The sequence below is a fragment of the Actinomadura sp. NTSP31 genome, from assembly GCF_041951385.1.
GTDB classification, from domain to species: Bacteria; Actinomycetota; Actinomycetes; order Streptosporangiales; family Streptosporangiaceae; genus Spirillospora; species Spirillospora napierensis.
This window is the reverse complement of the sequence record NZ_JBGNUT010000025.1, coordinates 81,648-104,948: the sequence shown is the minus strand read 5'-3', so window position 1 is coordinate 104,948 and position 23,301 is coordinate 81,648. Positions and strand designations below refer to the sequence as shown.

Here is a 23,301-nt window from a genome sequence, read left to right as displayed (position 1 = left end):
CTCAGCGCGGATCGCGGCCGGCCGCACGGACGGCCGCGGTCCACCGTCCGGCGGCGGAACGGGCCCGCTCGCGGACGGAGGAGAACGACTCCGGAAACCGGACGTCCGGGAGCAGGGGAGCGGCCGAGCGCGCGCGAGCCGACGCCGCCGTCACACCGGATCCGTAGGCGACGTCCTCGGCGAGCCGCAGGACGGTGTAGCGCACGGGGTCGATGGGCGGACGCTGCCGCAGCCATTCCAGCGCCACCGGCGCGAGCATGGCCACGGCCGCCGCGCGGGCGAGGCGGCTGCGGCGGCAGGCGGCTAGCGCGAGCAGGCCGAGCGGCCACCACTCGCGGCGCAGCGCGTGCCCGATCGCGGCGGCGTCGGCGACGGCGCCCTTGCCGACGATGGCGGCGGCCAGGCTCCAGTCGGCGGGCAGCTCGGACAGCCGCCTGGCCAGCAGCGCCGCCGTCACCCCCGCGACGCCGGCCGCCGCACCCGGACGGCCCCGGGCGAGCAGGGCGAGGACGGCGAGGTTCCACATCGACGGGCGCGCCGGCGCCAGCCTGCCGGGATGCCGCCGCGCCAGGTCGGCCGCGGACGTGCCGTACTCGTGGCGCCGCCGCGCCCACGCCACCGGACGCAGGCGGGGCGTGTGGGCGACCCGCGCGGCGGGCTCGTAGCGGACGTTCCACCCCTGGTCGCCCAGCCGCCAGACGAAGTCGACGTCCTCGCCGAGCCGCAGGTCCTCGTCGAACGGCTCGTCGGCCGCGGCCGCGACCCGCACCAGCAGCGTCGCGGTCGGCACGAACCCGAGCCTGCCTCCCGGACGCACCAGCGCCGGCCGCATCCCCATGTCCAGGGCCGACCGGGCGGTCTCGTAGCGGGCCAGCACTCCGGTGTCGTCCGACAGCGGGACGATCCGGGGGGCGACGGCCGCGACGCGCGGATCGTCGAAATGCGGGACGAGGACGTCGAGCCAGCCCTCCATCGGGCGGCAGTCGGAGTCGACGAACGCGGCGAACGGCGTCTCCACCAGGCGAAGCCCGGTGTTGCGGGCCGCCGCGGGGCCCCGGTTGCGGGCATGCCGGACGAGCCGCGCGCCGTACGCCTCCGCGACCCGCCGCAGCGGTTCCGGGTCGGGCGACGCGTCGTCCACGACGATGACCGGGACGTCCCCGACCGCGGCCAGGGAGCGTTCCAGCTCGCCGGTCCGCTCGTAGGCCGGGATCACGACGGTCACGCCGTGCGGTCCGGGACGCGGCGCCGGGAGCGGGTCGGCCATGCCGAGGTCGAGGAGCCTGCGGGCCAGCGCCCGCCCGACCGGCGAGGGATCGGCGAGCCCGGCCGCGCCGGCCCGGCGCAGCGCCGCCAGGTGCGGGCGCGCCGCGTCCGCGAGCCGTACCACCTTCCAGGGCGAGCCGCCGGTGGCCACGCGCCCGCCCGACCAGAGCGAGGTGTCCCGGGCGAGCGCGACGGGGAAGCCGCCGGGCAGCCGGAACCGGTCCTTCGGGCGGCTCATGGCCGCGGGGCCGCCGTGTCGATGAGGCGCCCGCGCTCGTCCGCGCGCCCGCCACCGATCCGCCGGACGACCGACGCGACCATGGCGTCCACGATCTCGCGGCCCGCCTCGGCGGAGGCGCCGGACGGGTCGCCGAGCACGCCGGACGGCGAGACGGCGCGGACCCCGCCCGCGACCAGCTCCGGCATGATCGCGGCGAGCGGGCGGGTCTCCCCGGCGACCGTGCCGAACGGCCGTACCAGGCCGGGGGCCAGGTGCAGCATGGCGGAGGTCTCGGTGAACCCGGCGTGCGCGTCGCCCCCCGGAACGCCGCAGCCGGCCCAGGCGGTGTCGTGCCCCTCGGCCCGCATCCGGCCGGCGGCGGCGTCGAGCGTGGGCACGTTGCCGCCGTGCCCGTTGACGAGGACGACCCGCCCCGCCCACAGCGCGAGCGACCGCACGGTCTCCACGAGCACCGCGTTCAGCGCCTCGTGCCCGATCGAGACGGTGCCGGGGAAGCCCGCGTGCTCGCCGCTCGCGCCGAACGCGATCGCGGGGGCGACGAGCACCTGCCCCTCAGTGTCCGGGCGGAGCGCGTCCGCCGCGCGCCCGGCGACGGCCTCGGCGATCACCGTGTCGGTGGACAGCGGCAGGTGCGGCCCGTGCTGCTCGCACGACCCCACCGGCACCAGGACCAGCGGGGCCGCCCGGACGTCCGTCCAGGCGGCCCCGGCCAGGTCGCCGGCGGCGGGCACGTCAGCCCGCCGGCGCGTCGGCGACCGAGCCGCCGCCGAGCGTCAGCGCGAAGCCGGGCGGGACGACGAGGTCCTCCGGGTTGAGCTCGTGGACGGAGGAGTGGCCCAGCCCGAGGACGGCGGAGTCGAGGCCGCCGCGCATGATGTCCAGGACGTTCTCCACCCCGGCCTGCCCGTTGGCGGCCAGGCCCCACAGGTAGGCGCGGCCGATGAGCACGGCCCGCGCGCCGAGCGCGAGGGCCTTGGCGACGTCGCCGCCGCGCCGCACGCCGCCGTCCAGCAGCACCTCGATCTGGTCGCCGACCGCCTCGGCGATCGACGGCAGGACGCGGATCGTGGCGGGCGTGGTGTCGAGGTTGTTGCCGCCGTGGTTGGACACCGACAGCGCCGTCACCCCGGCGTCGACCGCGCGCTTGGCGTCGTCCACCCGGGTGACGCCCTTGAGCAGGAACGGCCCGCCCCACTCCGCGCGCAGCCACTCGACGTCCTCCCAGGTGGGAGGCGGCGTCTGCATCCACTCGCCGTAGGCGCCGAAGAACGTCGGCGCGGGGCCGTTCGGCGGCTTGAGGTTCGGGGTGGTGAGGTCGGGGATCCGGCCCTCCTTGGCGAACTTCCACAGCCAGCCCGGGTGGGGCAGCACGCCGGGCGCGAGCTTCGCGGCCGTCTTGAAATCGATCTTCTCCGGGATCATGGGGCTGCCCCAGTCCCGCCCGTTGGAGAACGACCAGTCGAGCGTGGCGATCAGCGCCTTCGCACCGGCCTTCTTCGCGCGGTCGAGGCGCTGGATCATCGCGTCGCGGTCGCCGCTCCAGTACATCTGGAAGAAGACGTTCGGGTTGGCCTCCGCGACCTCCTCCACGGGCTTGCTCGCGAACGAGCTGAGCCCCATGATGACGCCCCGGTTCGCGGCGGCGCGCGCCACCGCCACCTCCCCGTCGGGGTGCACGGCCTGCACGCCGGTCGGGGAGATGAGCACCGGCATGGAGGTCTCCACGCCCAGCACGGTGGTGGACAGGTCGCGCTCCGCCTTGTGGCCGACGACGCGCGGCGCGAAGCCGAGGTCGCCGAACGCCTTCGTGTTGGCGTCGATCGTCCGGCCGCGCTCCGAGCCCGCGACCAGCGCCCCGTAGACCATGTGCGGCAGCCGCCGCCTGGCCCGGCGCTGCGCCTCGGCCACGGTCTCGAACCACGGGTTCTTGAACATCTCGATGTCTCCTGGATGGGTGGGGCGTTAGGGGAGCCGCAGTCCGGCCAGCGGGTTCTCCTCGCAGGCGCTCACCGGCGGGCGCTCCGGGCGGCTGGTCATCAGCGTGACCGGCACCGGCCTGCGGCGCGGCGGCGAGGTGCGGTGCGAGTGGTCGGCGGACGGCCTCGGGAGCCCCGCACGGTCCTCGGGACGCTGCGCGAGCAGCTTCTCGCCGTGCCCCTGGACGCACTCGGGGTCGGGGCCGTCCAGCGGCAGGCCGGTGAAGAACTTGGCGGCCATGCAGCCGCCCTTGCACGTGTCGTAGAAGCCGCAGGACGCGCACGCGCCGCCGGTCTGCGGCTCGCGCAGGTTCCGGAACAGGTCCGACTCGCGCCACACGCGGGCGAACCCGCCCGGCTGCCGGATGTTGCCCGCGAGGAACTCGTCGTGGATCGCGAACGGGCAGGCGAACACGTCGCCGACGGGGTCGATGAGGCACACCACCCGTCCGGCGCCGCACAGGTTCAGGCCCGGCAGCGCCTTGCCGTAGGCGGAAAGGTGGAAGAACGAGTCGCCGGTCAGGACGCTGTCGCCGTGCGCGACCAGCCAGTCGTACAGCTCGCGCTGCTGCTCCTGGCGCGGGTGCAGCTCGTCCCACACGTCGGCGCCGCGGCCGGACGGGCGCAGCCGGGTCAGCCGCAGCTGCGCGCCGTACTCGTCGGCGATCGCCTTGAACGCGTCCATCTGCGGGATGTTGTGCCGGGTGCACACCACCGACAGCTTGAAGTTCTTCATCCCGGCGTCGCGCAGGTTGCGCATCGCGCGCAGGGCGGTGTCGTAGGAGCCGGCGCCGCGCACCGCGTCGTTGACCTCGGGGGTCGCGCCGTCCAGCGAGATCTGCACGTCCACGTAGTCGTTGGCCGCGAGCCGCTCGGCGACCTCCGGGGTGATCCGGACGCCGTTGGTGGAGAACTTCACGCCCACGTGGTGGGCGGTGGCGTAGTCCAGCAGCTCCCAGAAGTCGGGCCGGACCGTCGGCTCGCCGCCGCCGATGTTGACGTAGAAGACCTGCATGGCCTCCAGCTCGTCGATGACGGCCTTGGCCTCCGCGGTGCTCAGCTCGCGCGGGTCGCGCCGTCCGGAGCTGGACAGGCAGTGCGCGCACGACAGGTTGCAGGCGTAGGTGAGCTCCCAGGTCAGGCAGATCGGCGCGTCGAGCCCGTACTCGAACAGGTCGACCAGCCGCGTTCCCTGCTTCGCCGGACCGTGCGGGGCGGGCCGGTTCGTCGTGGTGGTCATGGGGTCCTTTCCACGAGCATGGAGGAGCCGGCGAGGGCGCCGAGCGCCGCGCCGAACCTCGGCAGGTCCGTCGCGGGCACGCCCGCCCGGGCGCACGCCTCCCTGGCGGTGGGCGCGTCCCCGAGGGACCGCACGACGTCCAGTAGCCGGCGGTCCTTGAGGAACGACAGCTTGCGCGTCCCGAAGTGGTACAGGAGCGCGCCGAAGGCCTCGGGCCGCACCGAGACCTGCGGGTGCAGGTCCCAGGCGCGGTCGAGGTCGAGGTCCGGCACGGGCCCGGTCATCGCGTGCGGCCTAGTAGACGCCGCACATGCCGTCGATCGAGACCTCCTCGATCAGCGACTCGGCGACGTCGACGTCCTGGGCCCGCTCGTCGGCCCGGTCCGCGTCCTGCGCCTGCGGAGCGTCGGTCTCCATGGGTCCTCCTTCCGGCGGCATGCCGCGCGGCTCGTACCATCGGTCCTGGACGGATAGTAAATGCATCGAGTGTCAAAAAGGAAGGCTCCGCCCCATGATCCGCCGGAATCCCGCGTGATCACCCCCTCCGGGCGCCGCCCCGACGTGCTCGTGGTGGGCGCGGGCGGCAGCGGTGCCGTCCTGGCGGCCCGGCTCAGCGAGGACCCCGGCCGCGAGGTGCTGCTCGCCGAGGCGGGGCCGGCGCCGCGGGCGCTGCCGGACTTCCCCGCCGGGCTGCTGGACGCGCGCCTCGTCCCGGGCGCGCAGCCGGGCCACGCCGCCGTCCGGACGTTCCCGGCCCTGCTCACGCCCGGACTGCCGTACGCGGCGGCGCGCGGGCGGTTCCTCGGCGGGTCGACCGCCGTCAACGGCGGCTACTTCGTCAGGGCGCGGCGCGCGGACTTCGACCGCTGGTCGGCCCACGGCGACCTCTGGTCCTACGACCGGGTGCTGCCGGCCATGCGCGCGCTGGAGACCGACCTCGACCTCGGGGCGACGGCGCTGCACGGCGGCGACGGCCCCGTCCCGGTCCGGCGGACGGATCTGGGGCATCCCGCCGCCGCCGCGTTCCAGGCCGCCGCCCGCTCGCTCGGGTATCCGGACGATCCCGACAAGAACGACCAGGGGACGCCCGGCTTCGGGCCGGTGCCGACGAACACGCGCGATGGCCGGCGGATCAACACCGGCGTCGCCTACCTGCTCGGTGCGGCGGCCCACCGGCCCAACCTCACCGTGCTGGGCGAGTGCGTGGTGCGGTCGGTCGTCATCAGCCGCGGCAGGGCGACCGGGGTCGTGGTCGAACGCGGCGGGCGGCGGACGGTCCTCGACGCGGGCGAGATCATCCTGTGCGCGGGCTCGCTGTCGTCGCCGCACCTGCTGCACCTGTCCGGTGTCGGCCCCGCCGACGACCTCGCCCGGCACGGCATCGCGGTCGTCCACGACCTTCCCGCCGTGGGCGCCGCCCTCAGCGACCACCCCCAGACCGTCGTGGAGTGGACGCCGCGGCGGCCGATGCCCGCACCGTCCGGCGGCTGGCTCGGCGGCGCCCTGCACCTGCCGTCCTCCTCCGGCGGCGACGCGGCGGGCGACCTGGAGATCCTCCAGTCCCTCGTGCCGACCATGGCCCTCGTCGGCGGGGAGGCGGTGGCGCCCGGCGCGCCGCTGCCGTTCCTGGTGTCGGTGCAGACGCCCCGGACGTCCGGGGGACTCCGCACCGTCTCCGCCGACCCGGACGTCCCGCCGCGCATCTCCTACGGCTACCTGGAGACCGGCGCCGACCGGCGCCGGATGCGCGAGGCAGTGCGGGTGGCGGCGGCCGTCGTGGCGTCCGGCGCCTTCGGCGAAATCCGCGAACGGCTCGCCGATCCGGAGCCCGCGCTGCGGGACGACGACGACCTGCTCGACGCGTGGATCCGCGCCCGGCTCGGCACGTCCCAGCACACCTGCGGCACCGTGCCGATGGGCGGCGCGGTCGACGGGCACGGCAGGGTGCACGGCCTGGCGGGCCTGCGCGTGGCCGACACGTCCATCCTGCCGACGGCCCCGCTGCGCGGCCCGGCCGCCACGGCCGTCCTCATCGGCGAGGTGATCGCCGGCGCCGTCCGCCGGGGCGGCTGATCAGTCCGGCGCGGAGCCGGCGCCGTCCGGCACCGCCGACAGGCCGGTGCCCACCCGCCGGAGCGCCTCGTCCAGCACGTCGGCCAGCACCGTCTCCTCCCCGGACGCCAGCCACAGCTCGTACGCCGAGACCGCGGCGGCCAGCACGACGTTGCCGGTGAGCCGGGGGACCAGCGCGGACGCCGGTTCGCCGGTGCGCTCGGCCGCGAACGCGGTGATCACCGACCGCCAGGAGGAGTACCGCAGCGTCGCGTCCGCCTGCAGGGTCGGCACCCCCAGGATGAGCTGCATGCGCTGCCGGTGCCACGGCACGTCCTGCGGGTCGAACCGGTTGAACTCGACCACCGCCCGGCGGACCGCGTCCATCATCGGGGTGCGCGGGTCCGTCTCGTCGAGCAGCGCGCGCAGCCTCCGCAGCTGGCCCTCGAAGTCGCCCCACACCAGGTCGTTCTTGGACGAGAAGTAGCGGAAGAAGGTCCGCCGCGCGATCCCCGCGGCCCCCGCGATGTCGTCCACGGTGGTCTCGTCGAACCCCTTGCGGGCGAACAGCTCGAACGCCAGCCGCTCCAGGACGGCCGGCGACGTCGCGCGCGGCCTGCCCATGGCCCGCTGGGAAGCGGCCGTCCCACCTTCCGAGGTCACGGCACAAGGTTCCCACGCCCCGCACACCCCCGCACCCGGAAGGCGGGCACGCGGAACGGCACCGGCGCCGGGGCGTCCCACGGATGTACAACAGTGATGTACAACGCTGTTGTATTTCCTCGCCGCCCTCGCTAGCCTGCCGCCATGCCCGAGACTCAGACCTCCGCGTTCACCCCGGCCCTGACCTTCGCCTTCGAGATCCGCGCCGAGCTGTCCCCGAGCCTCCACGTCGGTCACGGCGACGGGGAGAAGACCGAGTTCACCCCCATCACCGGCGGCACGGTGGACGGCCCGCTGCTGCGCGGGACCGTCCTGCCGGGCGGCGGCGACTGGTCCAACACCCGGGGCCGCGTCTGCGAACTCGACGCGCGCTACCTCATCCAGGCCGAGGACGGCGCGGTCATCGACATCGTCAACCGCGGCTACTACCACGAGGAGGACGCCAAGAGCCCCGAGCAGTACGACGGGGACCTCCAGGTGAGCTGGCCGGGCGTGTACTACCGCACCTCGCCCGCTTTCCGCACCGACGCGCCGGCGCACCGGTGGCTCGCGCAGACCGTCTTCGTCGGCCTGGCGCGCGGCGTGGCGGAGGACGCCGTCGCCATCCGCATGTACGCCCTGCTCTGAGCCCCCGCCGGCGCTCTGGCGGCGGACATGCCGAAGGCCGGAAAGCGCCGGTTTGGTGAATCTTTTGGCGGAGCTGTCACAGAATGAGGAGGAGCCCTGTCTTAGCCGGTAGTCGGACGGCAAGGGATGCCCAGAGGAGAAGACGCTCGGCGAGATCACGCCGACCGGCCGGCGGCGACCCCGTCACGTGACCGGCCGTCCGCTCCGATGAGCCGAGCGGCGCATTCGACCGTGGGGAGTCCGCCATGACCGAACCGGCGATGACCGCGGAGTTCGACGATGTCGCCGGGTGGACCGCCGACGCGGTCGAGCGGTTGGGGGAGGGGTACGCGATCCCGGCCGCCTGCCGGGGCAGCGCGAATCCGGCGGCGCTGGCGTGGCTGGCGGAGGCGTGCGAGTTGCGTGCCGGGAGCAGGCTGCTGGACGTGGGCGCCGGCATCGGCGGTCCGGCGGCCTGGGCGGCCGAGCGGTTCGGGGTCCGGCCGGTCCTGCTCGAGCCGATGCCGGCCGCGTGCCGGGCCGCGGCCCGGTTGTTCGGGCTGCCGGTGATCGCGGCGGACGGCCGCCGGATCCCGCTGCGGGCGGGGTCGGTCGACGCCGTCTGGTGCCTGGGGGTGCTCGACACCGTCCGGGACAAGGCCGCGGTGCTCCGCGAGATCCACCGGGTGCTGCTCCCCGGGGCGCCCCTCGGGCTGCTGGCCGTCGTGGCCCGGAGCACGCGGGCCCTGCCGGCTCCCGAGGGCAACCTCTTCCCCACCCGGCGGCGGCTCGCCGGGCTGCTCGACGGCGCGGGGTTCGATCTGGTCGAGCAGACCGGGCTGCCCGGCGGCGTGCCGCTGTCGTGGTCGCGGCGCGCCGAGCGGATCGCCGCGGTCGTCGCGGCCGGGCACGGGGCCGACCGCGCGCACGCGCTGGCGGTCCGCCAGGCCGAGACCTTCACGCGCCTGTTCGCCTCCGGGCAGATCTCCGTGCGGCTCGTCCACGCGGCCAGACGCCCGGTCCCGTGCGCGCAGTGACGGCCGGTGGTCAGCCGGGGCCGATGTCGTCGAGGTCGCGCGCGGCCTTGGAGAGCAGGTCGTGCATGGCCTGCTCCGCGCGGTCCGGGGCGGCGTCGCGGACGGCGTCGAGGACGGCGCGGTGGCTCGGCACCGGGTCGTCGTGGGGGCGGACGCCGTGGACGAGGCGGTCGCGTTCGGCGAGGCCGACCTCGATCACGACCTCCATCCGCTCCAGCAGCTCGTTGTGGGTCGCGGTGAGCAGGCCCCGGTGGAAGTCAAGGTCGGCCTGGACGGCACGGGACAGGTCGCCGTCGGCGGCCTTCATGGCGATGAGGGCGTCGTCCAAGGCGGCGAGGTCGTCGGGGGTGCGGCGCAGGGCTGCGTAGCGCGCCGCCTGGGGTTCGATGATGCCGCGGACCTCCGCAAGGTTCTGCAGGAACGCGTTGTCGTCGCGGTTGGCGAACTGCCAGCGGATGACGTCGGGGTCGAGCAGGCTCCAGTCGGAGCGGGGGCGCACGAACGTGCCGCGCTTCTGCCGCGAGGCGACCAGGCCCTTGGCGGCCAGCACCTTCAGCGCCTCGCGCAGCGCGGTCAGGCTGACCTCCAGCTCGGCGCCGAGGGCCGCCACGTCGATGGTGTCGCCGGGGCTCAGCTCCCCGCCGAGGATGCGTCGCGCGATCTCCTGCACCGTCTGGCCGTGCAGCCCGCGCTCCGAGTAGCGCACCACGGAAGGCCCCCCTTCGCTCGTCCGCCGAGTACCCTAGCCCTCACAGAGTAATCATAAATTAGGAATTAATATTGACAGCACCGGGTCGGGGGCATTAGACAAGGTCAGCAGGTTGCCGGAACGAGGAGTACGTCGATGAAGCATGCCAAGCGCCGTCTGGTGGCCGTGCTCATGGCGGTCGCGGCGGTCCTGGCGGTCACCGCGGCCTGCGGCAGAGTGGGCGAGCACGGGCGCATCGGCGTCGTCTACCTGAACGCCGAGGGCTACTACGCGGGCGTGGAGCGCGGGCTGCGCTCGACGCTCGGCCATGGGGACGGCGATCCGCAGCTCGTCCAGACCAACATCCAGTCGGACCCCGCCAAGGAGAGCTCGTTCATCAACACGATGAGCTCGGCGAAGGTCGACGCGCTGATCGTGTCCCCGGCCTCGGCGACGGCGTCGATCCCGGCGCTGCGCCTCGCCAAGGAGAGCGGCGTCCCCGTGATCTGCTACAACACCTGCATCGAGGACGCGCAGGCGCGCAAGTACGTGCACTCCTTCGTGCTCGGGGACCCCGCCGAGTTCGGCCGGGTCAGCGGCGAGCAGATGGCCGCCTACTTCCTGGCCGCCGGCAAGCGCGCCCCGAAGGTCGGCGTGATCAACTGCGAGCAGTTCGAGGTCTGCATCCAGCGCCGCCAGGGCTTCGAGAAGGCGCTCAAGGCGAAGGTGCCCGGCGCGAAGATCGTGGCGAACCAGCAGGGCCTCGCGCTGGACGAGGCCGTCGAGCGGGGCGAGCAGCTGCTCACCGCCCATCCCGACATCGACGCGTTCTACGGCGAGGCCGGGTCGCAGATGCTGGGCGCGGTCAAGGCCGTCGAGGCGCGCGGCAAGGCCGGCAAGACCGCCGTGTTCGGCGGCGACATGTCGGTCGAGGCCGCCAAGAAGCTCCAGGACGGGCGGGTCCTGAAGGGCGTCGCCGACATCTCCGGCATCAAGGTCGGGCGGCTGGCGGGCCGGGCTGCGCGGGACGTGCTGGCGGGCAGGCCCACCGACAAGTTCGTCGTCCCGGCCCCGATCGACCGCTACCTCGGCGCCAAGGACGGGGCGCGCTGGCTCCAGGAGCACTCCGATGGCATCCCGTAACCCCGAGAAGAGGAGCCGCATGAGCACTCCGCTGGTACGCGTCGCCGACGTCACCAAGCACTACCCGGGCGTCCGGGCGCTGACGGGGGCGAACCTGGAGATCGCGGCGGGCGAGGTCCGCGCGCTCCTCGGCCGCAACGGCGCCGGGAAGTCCACCCTGATCAAGGTGCTGTCCGGCGTGGAGCGCGCCGACGCCGGCACCGTGGAGGTCGGCGGCGCCCCGCTCGGCGACGGCGGCGTCCGGCGCGCGAACGAGCTCGGCGTGCGGACCGTCCACCAGGAGCTCAGCCTCGTCCCCGGGATGACGGCCGCGGAGAACCTGTTCCTCGGCGCGTGGCCGCGGTCGGCGGCGGGCCGGGTCGACCATCCCGCGATGCGCCGCGCGGCCCGCGAGATCTTCGACCGGCTCGGCCTCGACATCGCCCCGGACGCGCAGGTCGGCGCGCTGCCGCTGGCCGAGCAGCAGCTCGTGGAGATCTGCCGGGCGGTGCGCCGCGAGCCGCGGCTGCTGATCCTGGACGAGCCGACCAGCGCCCTCGCCGCGGCGGAGGTCGAGACGGTGCTGGAGGCGGTCCGGCGGATCGCCGGGAGCGGCGTCGCGGTGATCTACGTCAGCCACCGGCTCGACGAGATCCGCCGGATCGCGCGGACCGCGACGGTCATGCGGGACGGCGAGGTCGTCGGGACCGTCGACATGGCGACCACCTCCACCGACGACGCCGTCGCGATGATGCTCGGCTCGGCGTACGAGGCGGCCGTCCGCCCGAAGGCCCGCACCGTGGACCGCGACGCCACGCCGCTGCTGTCGGTGTCGGGGCTGAGCGTCCCGCCGAAGGTCGCCGACGTGTCCTTCGACCTGTACCCGGGCGAGATCCTCGGGCTGGCCGGGCTGATGGGCTCGGGCCGCACCGAGGTGCTGCGCGCGATCGCCGGGTTCGAGCCGGCCGCCGCCGGGACCGTCCGGGTCGACGGCCGCGAGGTGCCGCGGGTGACCGCGGCCGGGATGAAGCGCCGCGGCGTCGGGCTGACGCCGGAGGACCGCAAGAGCGAGGCGATCGTCCCGCTGCTCGGGGTCGGGGAGAACATGGTGATGTCGGACTTCGGCGCGGTGAGCAGCGGCACGTCCGTGCTGCCGGCGAAGGTCGACCGGGCCGCCCGCGGGCTGATCGAGCGGCTGTCCATCGCCACCGCGTCCACCCGCACCCCCATCGCCGCGCTGAGCGGCGGCAACCAGCAGAAGGCCGTGATCGGCCGGTGGCTGCACGCGGGCAGCCGGATCCTGCTGCTGGACGAGCCGACCCGCGGCGTGGACGTGGAGGCCAAGGAGGGCATCTACCGGCTGGTCAGGGAGCTGGCCGACCGGGGCGCCGCCGTGCTGTTCGTGTCCGGCGAGCTGGAGGAGCTGCCGCTGGTGTGCGACCGCGTCATCGCGCTGCGCGGCGGGACGGTCGCCGCCGAGTTCAGCGGCGACGGGGTGACCGTCGACGCCGTCCTGTCCGCCGCGATGGCCGCCTGAGAAACGAGGAGAGACCATGACCACCACTCGGACCGTCCCGCCGCCCGGCGGGACGCGCGGCGCCGGCGTGGCGGCTCGGCTGCTGAACGGCCGGTCGCACCAGCTGAACGAGATCGGCCTGCTGGTCGCGATCGTCGCGCTGTACGTGGCGCTCGGCGCCTCCGCCGCCGGGTTCCTGTCGGTGCACAACCAGCTCGGCATCCTGCGGGACGCCGCCACCGTCGGCATCGCCGCCTGGGGCGTCACGCTGGTGATCATCGCCGGGGAGATCGACATCAGCATCGGCCCGGCGACGGCGTTCTCCTCGGTGCTGGTCGCCAAGGGCGCCACCGAATGGGGCCTCGGCGTCGGCGGCGCGATCGCCGTGACCCTGCTGCTCGGCGTGGTGTGGGGCGCGATCGCGGGCTGGCTGCGCGCGGTGTTCGACGTGCCGTCGTTCATCACGACGCTCGGCCTGTGGAGCATCCTCGGCGGCCTCGGGCTCTACCTCACCGACGCGCTGCCGGTGACGCTGCCCGACAGCGGCGTGTTCGACGTGCTCGGCGGCGACGTCGCCGGGATCCCGACCTCGGCGATCGTGATGCTGGTGCTGTTCGGGGTGTTCGCCTACGTCGCCAGGTTCACCGCGTACGGGCGGTCGGTCTACACGATCGGCGGCAACGCGGGGGCGGCGCGGCTGGCGGGCATCAACCTGACCCGGATCCGGGTGCTGCTGTTCGCCACGACCGGGCTGCTGTCGGCGGTCACCGGGGTCCTGCTGGCGGCCCGGCTCGGCTCCGGCAGCGGCGGTGCGGCGTCCGGGCTGGAGTTCGACGTGATCGCGGCGGTGGTGATCGGCGGGACGGCGCTGTCCGGGGGCCGCGGCGGGATGCTCGGCACCCTGCTCGGCGTCGTGTTCATCACCGTGATCGGCAACGGGCTGGTGCTGCTCGGCGTGGACTCCTTCCTGCAGAACGTGGTGCGCGGCGTGATCATTGTCGGCGCGGTACTGATCAACGTGGTGGTCGCGCGGCGCGGACGCGCCGGCGCGGCGGCCTGAGAGGGGGCGGTGGTGACCGTGACTTCGACGACGCGGCCGGCGGTTCCGGGCGGGATGCCCGAGCGGATGCGGGGCGTGTTCCTGCCCGGGGACTCGACGGCGGTGCTGCGCGAGTTCCCCGTGCCGGAACCCGGCCATGGACAGGTGCTGATCGAGGTCGGCGCGTCCGGCATCTGCGGCAGCGACATCGGCTACATCTACCGCGAGTACAAGGGGTACCGCGGTGTGGACGGCCCCGCATACCGGGGCGTGATCGCGGGCCACGAGCCGTCGGGCCGGATCGTCGCGGCCGGGCCGGGGGTGCGGCGGTTCGGCGTGGGCGACCGCGTCATCGTGTACCACATCGTGGGCTGCGGGCTCTGCGACAACTGCCGCCGCGGCCACTACATCAGCTGCAACTCCGGCCGCGAGTCCTACGGGTGGCAGCGCGACGGCGGCCATGCCCCGTTCCTTCTGGCGGAGGAGCGGACGTGCGTGCCGCTGCCGGACGAGCTGTCCTACGTCGACGGCGCGCTGATCGCGTGCGGGTTCGGCACGGCCTACGAGGGGCTGCGCCGCGCCGGGGTCAGCGGCGACACCGACCTGCTGGTGGTCGGGCTCGGCCCGGTCGGGCTCGCCGCCGGGATGATCGGGCGCGGCATGGGGGCGCGGAAGGTCATCGGCGTCGAGCCGTCGGAGGCGCGCCGCGAATGGGCCGGGACGCTCGGCGTGTTCGACGCGACCCTGCCCGCCGGCGACGGCGCGGCCGAAGCGGTCGCGGACCTCACCGGACGCGGCGGCGCGGGCGTGACGATCGACTGCTCGGGGACGCGGCCCGGCCGGAGCCTCGCCCTGGAGGCGGCGGCCGAATGGGGGCACGTGTCGCTGGTGGGCGAGGGCGGCGACCTGTGCACCGAGGTCTCCGACACGCTGCTGCACAAGCAGCTCACGATCCACGCGTCGTGGGTGACGTCGCTGCCCGCGATGAGCGAGCTGGCGCGCAACCTCGTCGACTGGGGACTGCGGCCGGAGAAGGCCGTCAGCGACATCTTCCCGCTGTCGCGGGCGGACGAGGCGTACGCGCTGGCCGCCGGCACGAGCAAGGGCAAGGTCGTGCTCGTTCCGGACGCGGCGCAGTGACGGCTGATGCGGCAGGAGCCGTCCGCGTCGAGACCGATACATCCGGCCCGTACGACGTGGTGTGGGTCGACAACGGGACGCTCCGGCTCGGGATCGTCCCGGCGCTGGGCGGGCGGCTGCTGAGCCTCGTCCAGGACGGCGGGGAACTGCTGTGGCGCAACCCGGCGCTGCTGGACGACCGGCTGCACCCGGCCGGCGGGCACCGGCCGGAACGCACCTCGGGGCCGATGGCGAACTGGCGCAACTACGGCGGCGACAAGACCTGGCCGGCGCCGCAGGGCTGGTCGTCGCCGGGGGAGTGGGCCGGGCCGCCCGACCCGGTGCTCGACTCGGGCCCGTACACGTGCGAGGTGCGCACGGGCACCGGCGGCGCGGCGGTGGTCCTGGAGAGCGAGCACGATCCGCGCACCGGGCTGCGGTTGCGCCGCGAGATCCGGGTGCGCGCTGGGGAAACCGGCTACGACCTGCGCGTTTCGGCCGTCAACGCGTCGTCGGCGCCGGTGCGGTGGGCGGTGTGGAACGTCGCCCAGTACCCCGGCGGTGGAACGGTCCATGTCGCGGTGAGGCCGGGCTTCCGCGAACCCGTCGAGCTCGCGGTCGGCACGGCCGCGCCCGCCTGGACGCGGCCGCGCCCCGACACCGTCGAGGTCCCCGCGCAGGACGCCGTCGGCAAGCTCGGCTTCCCGCACGCCGCCGGGCGGCTGGCCTACACGCGGGACGGGCACCGCCTGACCATGGAGTTCGACGTCCACGACGACGCCCCGTACCCCGACGGCGGCTCGCGCGCCGAGGTGTGGATGGAGCATCCCCTCGACCGCCCGCTGGAGCACCTCGGCGGGCTGGCCCCGCCCGCCCGGATCGTCGAGTGCGAGGCGCTCGGCCCGTGGGAGACGCTCGCCCCGGGCGAGCGGACCGCCCTCGGCATCCGGGTGACCGTCGCGCGGACCGGCGAGGGAGGTGGGACGCCGTGACCGCGGCACGTCCGGTCGCCGTCGTCACCGGCGCCGCGCAGGGGATCGGCGCCGCCACCGCCCGCCGGCTCGCCGCCGACGGGTACGCGGTCGCGCTGATCGACGTGTCCGCGCAGGTGGACGAGGTCGCCGCCGAGCTGTCCGCGGACGGCGCGCAGGCGCTCGGCCTGCGCTGCGACGTGAGCGACCCCGGCGACTGGGACCGCGCCGTCCGCGCCTGCCGCGCCGAACTCGGCCCGGTGGACGTCCTGGTGTCCAACGCCCTGCGCTACGAGCCGGGCGCGGCGGACGAGATCTCGCTGGAGTCCTGGCGGGCCCAGCTCGACGTCACCCTCACCGGGACGTTCCTCGGCGTCCGCGCGACCCTTGCCGACCTGCGCGCCAGCGACCGCGCCGCCATCGTGATCGTGTCGTCCGTGCACGCCGCGTTCGGGCTGCCGGGACGGCCGGCGTACGCGGCGGCGAAGGCGGGGCTGACCGGCCTGACCCGGCAGCTCGCCGCCGAGTACGGGCCGGGCGTCCGGGTGAACGCCGTGCTGCCCGGCCCCGTACTCACCGCGCAGTGGGACGGGATCGGCGAGGAGGACCGGCGGCGCAGCGCCGCCGAGACCGCGGCGGGACGCCTCGGGCGGCCGGAGGAGGTCGCGGCGGCGATCGCGTTCCTCGCCGGCCCGGACGCCTCGTTCGTCACCGGCGTCTCGCTGCGGGTGGACGGGGGCTGGAGCATCACCAAGGGATCCGCATGAAGATCACGAGAGTGGAGACGTTCCTCGTCCCGCCGCGCTGGCTGTTCTGCCGCGTCGAGACCGACGACGGGCTCGTCGGCTGGGGCGAGCCGGTCGTGGAGGGCCGGGCCGAGACGACCCGCGCCGCCGTGCACGAACTGGCGGACCTGCTCGTCGGCGCCGACCCGCGCCGCGTCGAGGACCTCTGGCAGACCATGACCAAGGCGGCGTTCTACCGGGGCGGCCCGGTGCTGTCCAGCGCGGTCGCCGGGCTCGACCAGGCGCTGTGGGACATCCTCGGCCGCTCCCTCGGCGTCCCGGTGCACCAGCTGCTCGGCGGCGCGGTCCGCGACCGCGTCCGGGTGTACGGCTGGGTCGGCGGGGACGAGCCCGGCGAGGTCGGCGACGAGGCCGCCGCGCAGATCGCCGCCGGCCTGACCGCCGTGAAGATCAACGCCTCCGGGCGGGCCGGGGCGCTGCCGCCGGCCGCGCAGATCGACGCGATCGTGCGGCGGGCCGCGACCGTGCGGGAGGCGATCGGCGACGACGCGGACTTCGCCGTCGACTTCCACGGCCGGATCACGCTGCCCGCCGCGCGGCGGCTCATCCCGCTGCTGGAGCCGTACCGCCCGATGTTCGTGGAGGAGCCGGTGCTGCCGGAGCTCACCCACCGGCTCGGCGACGTCGTCGCGTCCACCACCACGCCGATCGCGTGCGGGGAGCGGCTGTTCTCCCGCGCCGAGTTCCTGCCCGCGCTGCAGGCCGGGGTCGCGGTCGTCCAGCCCGACCTGTCGCACGCCGGCGGGATCTCCGAGGTGCGGCGGATCGCGTCGCTGGCGGAGGTGTACGGGGCGCTGTTCGCCCCGCACTGCCCGCTCGGCCCGCTGTCGCTCGCCGCGAGCCTGCAGGTGGCGTTCGCGACGCCGAACTTCCTGATCCAGGAGCAGAGCATCGGCATCCACTACAACGACGGCGCCGAGGTGCTCGACTACCTGGCCGACCGGTCGCCGTTCGCGTTCGTGGACGGCTCGATCGAGCGCTGGGACGCGCCGGGCCTGGGCATAGAGATCGACGAGAACGAGGTGCGCCGCGCCGACCGGACCGGGCACCGGTGGCGCCCGCCGGTCTGGCGGCACCCGGACGGAGGGCACGCGGAATGGTGAACACGACGATCGCGGAGGAACTGCGGCTGCGCCGGCTGGTCGCCATCGTCCGGGGCCCGGACCCGGCGGCGGCCGCCCGCACCGTCCTCACCCTCGCCGAGGAGGGCGTCACGCTGATCGAGGTGTCGCTGAGCGGCGCCGGCGCCCTGCACGTCATCGAGGAGGTCGCGGGCAAGGCTCCCGGCACCGCGCGGATCGGCGCCGGCACGGTGCTGACCGCCGGCGACGCGCGCCGCGCCCGCGACGCGGGCGCGCAGTACGCCGTCACGCCGGCGCTCGGCGCGGGCGTCGACGAGGCGCTGCGGCTCGGCCTTCCCGTGCTCGCCGGGGCGCTCACCCCGACGGAGGTGGCCGCGGCCGTCGCCGCCGGCGCGACCGCCGTCAAGCTGTTCCCGGCGAGCGCGCACGGCCCCGGCTACTTCAGCGCGCTGCGCGACCCGTTCCCGGACGTCCCGTTCGTCCCGGTCGGCGGCGTGGGGGAGGCCGAGGCCGCCGAGTACCTGCGGCGCGGCGCCGTCGCGGTCGGCGTCGGCTCGCCGCTGTGCGGGGACGCGCCGCGCGGCGGCGACCTCACCGAACTGCGGCGCCGGGCCCGCGCCTTCCTCGCCGCGGCCGCCGGGGCGCCCGCATGACCCGGGTGGACGTCCTCACCGCCGGCGAGACGATGATGGCGCTGCGCGCCGCCGGCCCGGTGCGGCTCGGCTCCGGCTTCACCACCAGCATCGCCGGCGCCGAGAGCAACGTCGCGATCGGCCTCGCCCGCCTCGGCCACACCGCCGCCTGGGCCGGACGCGTCGGCCAGGACGAGCCCGGGCACCTCGTCACCCGGACGCTGCGCGCCGAGGGCGTGGACGTCTCGGCCGTCCGCCGCGACGGCGCCGCGCCCACCGGCGTGATCATGTTCGAGCAGCGGCTGCCGGACGTCACCCGCGTCCAGTACCTGCGCACCGGGTCCGCCGGGTCCCGGCTGTGCCCGCAGGACGTCGAGGCGCTGCCGTTCGAGCCGCGGATCGCGCACGTCACCGGGATCACCCCGGCGCTCGGCGCGTCCTGCCGGGACGCCGTGACCGCGCTGTGCCGCCTCGCCCGCGCCCGGAACGCGCGGATCAGCCTCGACCTCAACCACCGGCCGCGATTGTGGAGCCGGGAGGCGGCCGCCGAGGCGCTCGCCCCGCTCGCCGCCGCCGCCGACCACGTCATCGCGTCCCCCGACGAGCTGACCCTGCTCGGCGACGGCCCGCCGGACCGGATCGCCGCCCGGCTGCTGGACGGCGGCGCCGCCGAGGTCGTCGTCAAGGACGGCGGCGAGGCCCGCTCGTACACCGCGGACGGCGTGCACGCGGTGCCCGCCCACCGCGTCGTCCCCGTCGACTCGATCGGCGCGGGCGACGGCTTCGTCGCCGGATACCTGTCCGGCCTGCTGGACGGCCTGGACACCGACGCCCGGCTCCGCCGCGCCCACACCGTCGGCGCGTTCGCGGTGCTGACCCGCGGCGACTGGGAGGGCCTGCCCCGCCGCGACGAACTCGACCTCATCGGCCTTCCCGGAGGAGCCGCGCTGCGATGACCTGGACCGTCCTGGAGAACGCCGGCCCGTGGGAGCTCGGCGAAGGGCTGCGGGCCACGCCCGGCGGCTTCGTCGCCGTCGACCTCCTGGCCGGAAGGCTCCACCGCCTGGAGCCCACCACGCTCCTGGCATCGGTGCCGTTCCCGCTGGGCGCGGTCGCCCCGGTCCAGGACTCGGACGCGTGGATCGCCGCCGCCGGAACCGGCATCGCCCTCCTGAACGGCGACGGCACCGTCGACTGGCTCGCCCGCCCGGAGGACGGCGCCCCCACGCCCATGCGCATGAACGACGGCACGGCCGACCCGTCCGGACGCTTCTGGGCGGGCTCGATGGCCTACGACGGCACACCCGCCGCGGGCTCCCTCTACCGGGTGGACCACGACGGCACCGTCCACACCGCCATGGACGGCCTGACCATCCCCAACGGCCCCGTCTTCGCCCCCGACGGCCGGACCATGTACCTGGCCGACAGCGCCCGCGGCGTCATCTACCGCATCGCCGTCGAACCGTCGTCCGGGGATCTGGGCGACCGCGAGGTCTTCGCCCGCGTGCCGGACGGTTCGCCCGACGGCATGGCCGTCGACACCGAGGGGTGCCTGTGGTCGGCGGTCTGGGGCGCGTCCGCCGTGCACCGCTACGCCCCGTCCGGCGACCTCCTGAAGGTGTTCGCCCTTCCCGCAAGCCAGCCCACCAGCGTGTGCCTCTCGCCGGAACCGCCCTACCGGGTCCTGGTGACCACCGCCACTCACGGCCTGAAAGCCCCCGCCCCGGCCGACGGCCGCGTCCTGACCGCCGAGACGACCGTCGCCGGCTACCCGGCAGCCCCCTTCCGCCCGACCCCGAACGCCCCCGGCGAAGCCTGACGTAGCAGCGGACAAGGTGGCGCGGCGTCCGGTGTCGTAGCGCTCCAACGTGCTGCTCATCCGCGACGGCACGGCCAAGCTGACCGATTTCGGATTGGCGTAGGATCGACCGGGATGTCGGCCGCCCAGAACGAACCCGATGTTTTCGCCCAGCCGTGGTATCTGCGGGCGATGAACTTGGTTGCGGCGTCCGTTGGAGCGATGTTGGTTCTCGGGGTCGCGCTCGATCGGCCTTCGCCTGGTCCGGTGCTGATAGCCCTCGCCGGGGCAGGGGCTGCGGCGTGCATGCTTTTCGGCGTCCGCGCCATGCTCGCTCAGGTTGTCGTCACTTTTGACTCGGTGCGTTACAGGGGGATCGTCGGCACCCGCACGATTCCGCTGTCGCAACTCCTCGGTTTCCAGCGCGATCGCTCTAGGTTCGCCCTGCTCGCGGGCGATGTTCCGAGCTTGCTGTGGAGACGCGAGGACGGAACGGTCGAGACGACGACCCTCTGGTGCTTCGTGATCTCCCGGCAAGCGCGAATCGGACGCGGTTCGACCGATAAGGCACGCGATGCACTACGGCTGGCGCTGGATCCGTACATCCAGCGAAATCTGTGACCTTCCGGCTGAGTCCACAGGAGCGGGGGGCGGGGCGCTGGTCAGGTGAGCCGGTCTCGATTGGCGTTGGCTTCCGCGCGGACTTCGTCGGCGAAGTCGTTGTCGTCTTCTGAGGCGTCTTCCTGGTAGATGAGCCAGCAGCCCCGGATGCCGTCGAGGATGTCCTCCAGGAGGTCCTGGGCGGGGCGTTTGGGGTCGAGCGGAGTGCTGCGGAGTTCCTTGAGCAATGCGCTGCGCAGTCGTGGATCCTGCTGTTGACGGGCGAGTTCTTCGACCTCGGTGACGTGCTCAAGGAGTTCGTCGAGGTCGGGGATCCGGCCCTCGGCGACGGTCATCGCGCCGCGGATCAGGGCGGTGACCGTTTCGTAGGGGCTGAGGCCGAGTTCGAGCCGTTCGAGCACGAGGGTCGGGGTCTCGTGTGCGAGGGCCTCGATGTCGTCCGCTTCCTGGATGATCTCGGTGGGCGCGTAGCCGGTCGTCTCGGCCGTGACGTCGGCGGCGGCCTGGAGCCAGTGCGCCGCCGCGATGGCGGCGGCCACGGGTTCGATCTCCGTGAACAGCCCCGGGCTGCCGAGCGGGTCCCTGTTGAGAATCTGATCGGCGGCCTGCACCTGGACGGGTGACGCGTCGGCGCGCGTGAGAGCCAGGGCTTGGCGGGCGCGGCCGGTGAGATCGCCGAGTTCCGCCTGTTCGATGGCGCCCAGTTCGGCCTGCGCTTCGGCGCCGACCCGCCTGCTCAAGTCCGGACTGTCGATGCCGTGCAGGGCACGGCCCACTTGGTGGGCGCACTCCTCGACGGGGTTGTACGACACCGCCAGCATGCCGTCAGAGGGCAGGTTCGGCCTGGTCATAGCCTCCGCCACCGTCGCGAACGCCTCTCGGTGTTGTGCCCGCCGCCAGCCCTCGGTGTTCACCTCCTGCTCGTCCGCGGCGGAGGCCGGGTGGGTGTAGGTGCGCCACGCCTGGGCGGACAACCGGGTCAGAGCCTGAGCGAGGTGCTGGACCGCGTCTGCGGGGACGTCACCGGGTACATCGGCCACGGTCGAGGCAGTCCAGCTCGAGCCGGTCTCCCAGAACGCGACGATCGCGCGACGGTCCTCGTCGAAGGCGTATGTGGTCACAGCTCCCCCTTCCTTGGCGGCACCCGCTACCGGCCACACGCCATGATGGCGGCACGCGGGGTGCGGCGCGGCTTCGTGCGTCAGAAGCCGAGCCCGGCGAGAAGACGTTCGCTTTCGGTCCAGAGGCGTGCGGCGGCCGCGTCGTCGCGGGCGGCCTCGGCGGGTGTCTCCTCGGCCTTCCCGTGGAAGTAGCGGCCGCCGTCGCGGCCGCCTTCGGGATCGGCGGCCAGCCAGACCAGCGTCTCGGCCGGCTCGTCGGGCGGGACGGTGTCGGCCGCCGCCATGTGCTCCCGCATGGCGGCGTCTCCGTGGGAGGCGAAGTTGGTGGCCACCTTGCCGGGATGCATGGCGTGCGCGGTGATCCCGTCCGGAGCCGTCCGCCGGGCCAGCTCGCGGGTGAAGAGGATGTTGGCGAGCTTCGCCTGGCCGTAGGCCCCCGCCGGGTGGAAATCGCGGAGGCTCTGGAGGTCGTCCCACCGCAGTCCCTTGCCCATCCGGTGGGCACTGGAGGAGACGGCGATCACGCGCGCCGATCCGGGCGGCAGGGCGGCCGCGCTCGTCCGCAGCGCCGGCAGCAGTTCCCGGGTCAGCAGGAACGGGGCGAGGTGGTTGGCGGCGAAGGTCGCCTCGGTGCCCTCCGCGGTGACGATCCGGCGGTCCCGCACGCCGCCCGCGTTGTTGATGAGCACGTCGAGGCGCGGGATCCGGTCTCCGATCGCGTCGGCCACGCGCTTGACCTCGGCCATCAGGGTGAAGTCTCCGCGCAGCACGGCGAAGCCGCCACCGCCTCCGGCGGCCGCGAGTTCCCTTTCGGCTTCGGCGCAGCGTCGCGGGTCCCGGCCGACGCCGACCACCTGCCAGCCGCGCTCCATCAGCTTGCGGGCGGTCGATCTGCCGATCCCGGAGCTGGCCCCGGTGACGACCGCGACGGGCCGGTTCGCGTCGAAGGTCAACGCCTCCGCCTTTCTGTCGTGTTCAGCGCGGCCGGAGGCCGTCCAGCAGCAGGCGGACGGTGAACCCGACCCGTTTCTCGATCTGTTCCGGTGTCGGCGGGCGGCCGGCCACGATGGCGCGCACCTGACCGCCGACCACCATGCTCATGAAGGCGCGCGCGGCCTGGTCCGAGTCGGTCGGCGCGATGCGGCCCTGCGCGGCGGCGCGGTCGAGGACGTCGGCGACGAACTCGACCACCCGCGCGGTGCTCAGCTCGTATCCGGCGACGAAGATCTCCGGGAAGCGGTAGCCCTCGGTGTTGATGATCCGTTGCAGGCGGAGGCCGTCCGGGGTCATGACCTGGCCGATCCGCAGCCGTGCGACCGCCTCCAGCGTGCCGGCGAGGTCGCCGCCGTCGAGCTCTTCCAGCGCCTCCCGCGGCAGGGCCTGCCGTTCGATGGCGCGCAGCACGGCGGTGAGGAACAGCGAGGCCTTGTCGGAGTGGCGGGCGTAGATCGTCCGCTTGGTCATGCCGACCCGGGCGGCGATCATCTCGATCGTCACCGCCTCGTAGCCGTGCTCCAGGAAGAGGTCCAGCGCGGTGTCGAGCAGCTCTTCGTTGCGCGCCTCCGCCTGCTCGCGGGTGGGCCGCCCGGCTCCCCGGCGGACCGACGGGCCGGCGCCGGTCATGCCGGCCTCCCGGAGACCATCTCTTGCATCCTCGCTCCCCTCGGACATAATGATACGCACCAGGTGCCATTTCGGCGAGCCT

Annotated in this window: 25 protein-coding genes; 14 read left to right on the top strand and 11 right to left on the bottom strand. The window is 74.4% G+C overall.

Features of this window, described 5'->3' with window-relative positions:
• Position 1: 1 nt before the first annotated feature.
• The 6 genes from mftF to mftA are packed head-to-tail and all read right to left on the bottom strand — an operon-like array spanning position 2 to position 5,140.
• Entirely contained in the window at positions 2–1,504 is a 1,503-nt protein-coding gene (gene mftF, locus ACA514_RS34315) for a mycofactocin biosynthesis glycosyltransferase MftF (protein WP_375045418.1), read from the bottom strand.
• Positions 1,501–2,238 (bottom strand): mycofactocin biosynthesis peptidyl-dipeptidase MftE, encoded by a 738-nt coding sequence (mftE, locus tag ACA514_RS34310; protein WP_375045417.1) that lies wholly within the window; start codon positions 2,236–2,238, stop codon positions 1,501–1,503. Before mftE ends, mftF begins: the two co-directional genes overlap by 4 nt.
• A 1-nt stretch (position 2,239) precedes the next feature.
• Complete coding sequence (gene mftD / locus ACA514_RS34305; RefSeq protein ID WP_375045416.1) at positions 2,240–3,442, bottom strand: pre-mycofactocin synthase MftD; 1,203 nt, start codon at positions 3,440–3,442, stop codon at positions 2,240–2,242.
• Between the two features lie 27 nt (positions 3,443–3,469).
• A complete protein-coding gene (gene mftC, locus ACA514_RS34300; RefSeq protein WP_375045415.1) occupies positions 3,470–4,723 on the bottom strand; it encodes a mycofactocin radical SAM maturase in 1,254 nt (417 codons plus the stop codon).
• The gene (gene mftB, locus ACA514_RS34295) at positions 4,720–5,007 is read right to left on the bottom strand and encodes a mycofactocin biosynthesis chaperone MftB (RefSeq protein WP_375045414.1); all 288 of its coding nucleotides are present in this window, start codon (positions 5,005–5,007) and stop codon (positions 4,720–4,722) included. The genes mftC and mftB overlap by 4 nt, the downstream gene beginning before the upstream one ends.
• A gap of 10 nt (positions 5,008–5,017) precedes the next feature.
• The gene (gene mftA / locus ACA514_RS34290) at positions 5,018–5,140 is read right to left on the bottom strand and encodes a mycofactocin precursor MftA (RefSeq protein ID WP_375045413.1); all 123 of its coding nucleotides are present in this window, start codon (positions 5,138–5,140) and stop codon (positions 5,018–5,020) included.
• A gap of 114 nt (positions 5,141–5,254) precedes the next feature.
• Between mftA and mftG the strand changes: the two genes are divergently transcribed.
• Positions 5,255–6,796, top strand: a complete 1,542-nt coding sequence (gene mftG / locus ACA514_RS34285; RefSeq protein ID WP_375045412.1) for a mycofactocin system GMC family oxidoreductase MftG — start codon at positions 5,255–5,257, stop codon at positions 6,794–6,796.
• Here the strand turns inward: mftG and mftR are convergent, their stop codons facing one another.
• On the bottom strand, positions 6,797–7,438 hold the full coding sequence (mftR, locus tag ACA514_RS34280) for a mycofactocin system transcriptional regulator (RefSeq protein ID WP_375045411.1): 642 nt from the start codon (positions 7,436–7,438) through the stop codon (positions 6,797–6,799).
• A 144-nt stretch (positions 7,439–7,582) separates the two neighbouring features.
• Here mftR and ACA514_RS34275 point away from each other — a divergent pair, with 144 nt between their 5' ends.
• Together ACA514_RS34275 and ACA514_RS34270 are read left to right on the top strand one after the other, a co-directional pair.
• The gene (locus tag ACA514_RS34275; RefSeq protein WP_375045410.1) at positions 7,583–8,065 is read left to right on the top strand and encodes a DUF3237 domain-containing protein; all 483 of its coding nucleotides are present in this window, start codon (positions 7,583–7,585) and stop codon (positions 8,063–8,065) included.
• Positions 8,066–8,310: 245 nt separating this feature from the next.
• Positions 8,311–9,081 carry a class I SAM-dependent methyltransferase gene (locus tag ACA514_RS34270; protein WP_375045409.1) on the top strand — a complete coding sequence of 257 codons (771 nt, stop codon included), beginning with the start codon at positions 8,311–8,313 and terminating at the stop codon, positions 9,079–9,081.
• 10 nt (positions 9,082–9,091) lie between these two features.
• Here ACA514_RS34270 and ACA514_RS34265 read toward each other — a convergent pair whose 3' ends face one another.
• Positions 9,092–9,790 carry a FadR/GntR family transcriptional regulator gene (locus tag ACA514_RS34265; protein ID WP_375045408.1) on the bottom strand — a complete coding sequence of 233 codons (699 nt, stop codon included), beginning with the start codon at positions 9,788–9,790 and terminating at the stop codon, positions 9,092–9,094.
• A 135-nt stretch (positions 9,791–9,925) separates the two neighbouring features.
• Here ACA514_RS34265 and ACA514_RS34260 point away from each other — a divergent pair, with 135 nt between their 5' ends.
• The 11 genes from ACA514_RS34260 to ACA514_RS34210 all read left to right on the top strand — a co-directional run bounded on the left by ACA514_RS34260 (position 9,926) and on the right by ACA514_RS34210 (position 20,475).
• Complete coding sequence (locus tag ACA514_RS34260; RefSeq protein ID WP_375045407.1) at positions 9,926–10,912, top strand: substrate-binding domain-containing protein; 987 nt, start codon at positions 9,926–9,928, stop codon at positions 10,910–10,912.
• A gap of 19 nt (positions 10,913–10,931) precedes the next feature.
• Entirely contained in the window at positions 10,932–12,428 is a 1,497-nt protein-coding gene (locus ACA514_RS34255) for a sugar ABC transporter ATP-binding protein (protein WP_375045406.1), read from the top strand.
• 16 nt (positions 12,429–12,444) lie between these two features.
• Positions 12,445–13,467: an ABC transporter permease gene (locus ACA514_RS34250; protein ID WP_375045405.1), complete on the top strand. Its 1,023-nt coding sequence runs from the start codon at positions 12,445–12,447 to the stop codon at positions 13,465–13,467.
• 18 nt (positions 13,468–13,485) lie between these two features.
• Entirely contained in the window at positions 13,486–14,586 is a 1,101-nt protein-coding gene (locus ACA514_RS34245; protein ID WP_375045404.1) for a zinc-binding dehydrogenase, read from the top strand.
• Complete coding sequence (locus tag ACA514_RS34240; RefSeq protein WP_375045403.1) at positions 14,583–15,557, top strand: DUF4380 domain-containing protein; 975 nt, start codon at positions 14,583–14,585, stop codon at positions 15,555–15,557. Before ACA514_RS34245 ends, ACA514_RS34240 begins: the two co-directional genes overlap by 4 nt.
• The gene (locus tag ACA514_RS34235) at positions 15,554–16,303 is read left to right on the top strand and encodes an SDR family NAD(P)-dependent oxidoreductase (protein WP_375045402.1); all 750 of its coding nucleotides are present in this window, start codon (positions 15,554–15,556) and stop codon (positions 16,301–16,303) included. Before ACA514_RS34240 ends, ACA514_RS34235 begins: the two co-directional genes overlap by 4 nt.
• A complete protein-coding gene (dgoD, locus tag ACA514_RS34230; protein WP_375045401.1) occupies positions 16,300–17,445 on the top strand; it encodes a galactonate dehydratase in 1,146 nt (381 codons plus the stop codon). Before ACA514_RS34235 ends, dgoD begins: the two co-directional genes overlap by 4 nt.
• Entirely contained in the window at positions 17,439–18,077 is a 639-nt protein-coding gene (locus ACA514_RS34225; RefSeq protein ID WP_375045400.1) for a bifunctional 4-hydroxy-2-oxoglutarate aldolase/2-dehydro-3-deoxy-phosphogluconate aldolase, read from the top strand. The genes dgoD and ACA514_RS34225 overlap by 7 nt, the downstream gene beginning before the upstream one ends.
• Positions 18,074–19,012 carry a sugar kinase gene (locus ACA514_RS34220; protein WP_375045399.1) on the top strand — a complete coding sequence of 313 codons (939 nt, stop codon included), beginning with the start codon at positions 18,074–18,076 and terminating at the stop codon, positions 19,010–19,012. The genes ACA514_RS34225 and ACA514_RS34220 overlap by 4 nt, the downstream gene beginning before the upstream one ends.
• Positions 19,009–19,875 carry an SMP-30/gluconolactonase/LRE family protein gene (locus ACA514_RS34215; protein WP_375045398.1) on the top strand — a complete coding sequence of 289 codons (867 nt, stop codon included), beginning with the start codon at positions 19,009–19,011 and terminating at the stop codon, positions 19,873–19,875. Before ACA514_RS34220 ends, ACA514_RS34215 begins: the two co-directional genes overlap by 4 nt.
• Positions 19,876–19,989: 114 nt before the next feature.
• Positions 19,990–20,475 carry a hypothetical protein gene (locus ACA514_RS34210; protein WP_375045397.1) on the top strand — a complete coding sequence of 162 codons (486 nt, stop codon included), beginning with the start codon at positions 19,990–19,992 and terminating at the stop codon, positions 20,473–20,475.
• Between the two features lie 41 nt (positions 20,476–20,516).
• Here ACA514_RS34210 and ACA514_RS34205 read toward each other — a convergent pair whose 3' ends face one another.
• The 3 genes from ACA514_RS34205 to ACA514_RS34195 form a co-directional block, all read right to left on the bottom strand.
• Complete coding sequence (locus ACA514_RS34205) at positions 20,517–21,596, bottom strand: hypothetical protein (protein ID WP_375045396.1); 1,080 nt, start codon at positions 21,594–21,596, stop codon at positions 20,517–20,519.
• An 80-nt stretch (positions 21,597–21,676) separates the two neighbouring features.
• A complete protein-coding gene (locus tag ACA514_RS34200) occupies positions 21,677–22,549 on the bottom strand; it encodes an SDR family NAD(P)-dependent oxidoreductase (protein ID WP_375045395.1) in 873 nt (290 codons plus the stop codon).
• A gap of 22 nt (positions 22,550–22,571) precedes the next feature.
• Positions 22,572–23,219: a TetR/AcrR family transcriptional regulator gene (locus tag ACA514_RS34195; RefSeq protein WP_375045394.1), complete on the bottom strand. Its 648-nt coding sequence runs from the start codon at positions 23,217–23,219 to the stop codon at positions 22,572–22,574.
• Positions 23,220–23,301: the final 82 nt, after the last annotated feature.